Raw genomic sequence first — 3,773 nt, 5'->3', positions numbered from 1 at the left:
ATATTCGGTGGACCAGTCCTCTTCCGCCGCGGGCTTCACGCGCGCGTCCGCCATGCGGCAGGCCTCGTCGCCGCGGACCTCGCAGCCCGCATCGATCAGCGCCGCGATGATGGGCTTCAGGTTCCGGCCGGCTGCCGCCCGGTCGATCAGGATCGTCTCCGCCGCGCCGCAGATTCCGGTGCGCCGCATCTTGGCATTGAGCACCACGCGGATTGCCATGTCGGTGTCCGCAGCCCGGTCGACATAGACATGGCAGATGCCTTCGAGATGGCTGAAGACCGGCACGCGGGCATCCTGCTGCACGCGCGCGACCAGGCTCTTGCCGCCGCGCGGCACGATGAGGTCGAGCGTGCCGCCCAAGCCCTCCAGCATCAGCCCCACGCAGTCGCGCTCCGCATTGGGCACCATCTGGATCGCGGTGCGTGGCAGGCCCGCGATGTCGAGCCCGCGCTGCAGGCAGGCGACGATGGCGGCGGAGGAGTGGAAGCTGTCAGAGCCGCCGCGCAGGATCGCGGCATTGCCGGACTTGAGGCACAGGCCGCCGGCATCCGCTGTCACATTGGGGCGCGATTCATAGATGATGCCGATGACGCCGATCGGCACCCGGACGCGGGAAATCTTGAGGCCGTTTGGCCTCGTCCACTCTGCCATCACCTGGCCCACGGGGTCGGGCAGGGCGGCGATCTCCTCAAGCCCCCTGGCCATCGCCTCGAGGCGCGCCTCGTCCAGCGTCAGCCGGTCGAGGAAGCTGCCCTTCAGGTCCCTGGCCCTTGCGTTCTCGAGGTCGCGCTGGTTCTCCGAGAGAATATCGGCGGCGGAGCGGCGGATCTTCGCCGCCATGGCGGTGAGCGCCTGGTTCTTCTGTGCGGTGGGGGCGAGCGCCAGCGCCCTGGCGGCGATCCGCGCCGCCCGGCCCAACGTCATCATCAGGTCTAGGTTCGAAATGCTTGCGTTCATGTCCGCTCTCCGCCCATCAGCACCATGTCGTCGCGGTGGATCAACTCGTCGCGGCCCCGGAAGCCCAGAACCTTCTCGATCTCGGAGGATTTAAGGCCCAGGATACGCGCCGCATCGCCCGCGTCATAAGCCACGAGCCCGCGCGCAATCTCGCGGCCCTGCAGCGTCAGGATCGACACCGTGTCGCCGCGCGTGAAGCTGCCTTCGACTTTCTTGACACCCGCGGGCAGCAGGCTCTTGCCCTTGGCGAGGGCGTCCGCCGCGCCCTGATCCACCACGAGGTGACCGATGGGCTGCAGGGTCCCCGCGATCCAGCGCTTCCGTGACTGCAGGGCGGAGGCATTGGCGAGAAACCATGTGCAGCGCTCGCCCGCGAGGATGCGCCGCAAGGGGTGGATCTCGTGGCCGGAGGCAATCACCATGTTGCAGCCAGCACCCAGTGCGATCTTGCCCGCCTCGATCTTGGTGATCATGCCGCCGGAGCCCACGCCCGACACGGGCTTTCCTGCCATCGCCTCGATCTCGGGCGTGATCTCTTCAACGAGCGCCAAGAAGCTTGCGCCCTTCTGGTTGGGAGGGGCCGTATAGAGCCCGTCGATGTCGGAGAGCAGCACCAGGCAATCGGCGCTCATCATGGAGGCAACGCGCGCGGCCAGCCGGTCATTGTCGCCATAGCGGATCTCGCTGGTGGCCACCGTGTCATTCTCGTTGATGACGGGAACGGCACCCTGTTCGAGCAGGGTGGACAGCGTTGCCCGCGCATTGAGATAGCGGCGGCGCTCCTCGGTATCCGTCAGCGTCACCAGCACCTGTGCCGCCACCATGTTGCGCGTGCGGAGCGCTTCCGCCCAGGCCTGGGCCAGCGCGATCTGCCCCACGGCGGCGGCGGCCTGTTTCTGCTCCAGCCGGAGGTCGCCCTTGGGCAAGCCCAGCGTGCGGCGGCCGAGTGCGATGGCGCCCGATGAGACGATGATGATCTCAGCACCGCGCACCCGCGCGTCCGCCAGGTCGTCGATCAGCGATGTCAGCCATGACGCCTTGATCGTGCCCGTCTTGGCGTCGACGAGCAGGGCGGAGCCGATCTTGACGACGATGCGGCGTGCCTTGTCGAGCCGCGGCGTCACGGACGCCACTCCTCCGTCGTGACGCCGGGCTCATCGCCGGGGCGGCCGCCGCGCCGCGATGTGTCAATCACCTCGAGAAGCTTCTTCATCGCCTCCGGCACGCCCTTGGTGGTGGCGCCCGAGATCAGAATCGGCGTCTTGCGGATGCGGCGCTTGAAGTCCTTGAGCTTCGCCTCGACCTCGTCAGGCTGCAGAAGGTCCGTCTTGTTGAAGGCGATCACCTCCGGCTTTTCCGCCAGTTCCGGCGAATAGGCCTTCAGCTCTTTCCGGATCACGCGATAGGCCTTCACCGGGTCGTCGCCGGATACGTCGATCAGGTGCAGCAGCACCGCGCAGCGCTCGACATGGCCGAGGAAACGGGTGCCCAGCCCATGGCCCTCATGCGCCCCCTCGATGAGGCCCGGAATATCGGCCAGCACGAAGCTCTGCGTGCCGACGCGGACGACGCCCAGCTGCGGGTGAAGAGTTGTGAACGGGTAATCCGCGATCTTGGGCTTCGCAGCCGAGACCGCGGCGAGCAGGGTGGACTTGCCCGCATTGGGCAATCCCAGCAGCCCCGCATCGGCAATCAGCTTCAGCCTCAGCCAGACCCAACGCTCCTCACCCTCCAGTCCGGGGTTGGCATGGCGCGGCGCGCGGTTGGTGGAGGACTTGAAATAAGCATTGCCGAAGCCGCCATTGCCGCCCTTGGCGATGCGGAAGCGGTCACCCAGCTTGGCGAGGTCGGCGACCATCGTCTCGTTGTCTTCCTCGAAGACCTGTGTGCCCACCGGCACCTTGAGGATGATGTCGTCGGAATTGGCGCCAGCGCGCAGCCGGCCCATGCCGTGGCCGCCGGTCGATGCCTTGAAATGCTGCTGGTAACGGTAGTCGATGAGCGTGTTGAGGCCATCGACCGCCTCGATCCACACGTCGCCGCCCTTGCCGCCATCGCCGCCGTCGGGGCCGCCCATTTCGATGAATTTTTCGCGCCGGAACGAAACGGAGCCCGCGCCACCGTCGCCGGAGCGGACATAAACCTTTGCCTGGTCGAGAAATTTCATGATGGAGCCTTGTAGCTGGCGTTTCCGGATGCGCCTAGTCCCCTGTGGCCCATCGGCCACGGTTCCCGGCGTATGTTGCAATGCAATATTTCTGCCGCCTTGAGAACACATTTTCCCCGTCTACGGTGCCGCTTCATTCGAAGGGCGACAGTCGAATGAAGATGATCGGTCCATTTTTTCCGGTCATCGATGAATCGTTTGATGAAATCGAAGGGAACGAGATGAAGAAACGACTGATGACAGGTCTTGTAGCTGCTGTTGTATTGGGCGGTGCTTCGGCAATACCTGCCGACGCCGCTTGCAGGGCTCCAGGACACTGCACCAAGTCCTCTACGGCGAAGGCGGGTTCCGGCAAGATTGCCTCCACCAGGACGGTGCGGAGCCTGAAGAGGACGGCCCGGTCGACCGGCATGGCCCTTGCCGTTCCGGCGGGCTACGCCGGCCGCGGCAGCGACGTGGTCGGGCTCATCAAGTCCATGGCGCCGGTCCATGGCGTTCCCACCTGGTTTGCGCTGCGCATCGCGCATGTCGAATCGAACTACAATCCGCGTGTCCGGGGTGCTGCGGGCGAGTACGGTGTCTACCAGCTCAAATGTTCGACCGCGAAGGGCATCGGGTTCACCGGCAATTGCGCCGAACTCCTCGATGC

General features: G+C 65.8%; 5 protein-coding genes. 1 reads left to right on the top strand and 4 read right to left on the bottom strand.

What is annotated here, in order from left to right:
* From ACILRA_RS20965 to ACILRA_RS20950, 4 genes are all read right to left on the bottom strand, one after another.
* The coding region (locus ACILRA_RS20965) for a glutamate-5-semialdehyde dehydrogenase (RefSeq protein ID WP_395663991.1) at positions 1 to 957 on the bottom strand (957 nt) is incomplete at its 3' end.
* The gene (gene proB, locus ACILRA_RS20960) at positions 954 to 2,081 is read right to left on the bottom strand and encodes a glutamate 5-kinase (protein ID WP_395663990.1); all 1,128 of its coding nucleotides are present in this window, start codon (positions 2,079 to 2,081) and stop codon (positions 954 to 956) included. The genes proB and ACILRA_RS20965, both read right to left, overlap by 4 nt.
* Positions 2,078 to 3,124: a GTPase ObgE gene (gene obgE / locus ACILRA_RS20955; RefSeq protein ID WP_395663989.1), complete on the bottom strand. Its 1,047-nt coding sequence runs from the start codon at positions 3,122 to 3,124 to the stop codon at positions 2,078 to 2,080. The genes proB and obgE overlap by 4 nt, the downstream gene beginning before the upstream one ends.
* Before the next feature lie 133 nt (positions 3,125 to 3,257).
* Positions 3,258 to 3,536: a hypothetical protein gene (locus ACILRA_RS20950; protein ID WP_395663988.1), complete on the bottom strand. Its 279-nt coding sequence runs from the start codon at positions 3,534 to 3,536 to the stop codon at positions 3,258 to 3,260.
* Between ACILRA_RS20950 and ACILRA_RS20945 the strand changes: the two genes are divergently transcribed.
* Positions 3,535 to 3,773 (top strand): transglycosylase SLT domain-containing protein (locus ACILRA_RS20945; protein ID WP_395663987.1); only part of this gene is annotated, 239 nt, incomplete at its 3' end. The two genes, ACILRA_RS20950 and ACILRA_RS20945, sit on opposite strands and share 2 nt — an antisense overlap.

It is taken from the genome of Aestuariivirga sp. (genome assembly GCF_044239095.1).
Taxonomy (GTDB): Bacteria; Pseudomonadota; Alphaproteobacteria; order Rhizobiales; family Aestuariivirgaceae; genus Aestuariivirga.
This window is presented reverse-complemented; position numbering and strand designations above follow the sequence as displayed.

Bases quoted from the DNA above. Each gene is read 5' to 3' on its own strand.
- obgE (WP_395663989.1), bottom strand. From the start codon at position 3,124: ATGAAATTTCTCGACCAGGCAAAGGTTTATGTCCGCTCCGGCGACGGT.
- ACILRA_RS20950 (WP_395663988.1), bottom strand. From the start codon at position 3,536: ATGCCGGTCGACCGGGCCGTCCTCTTCAGGCTCCGCACCGTCCTGGTG.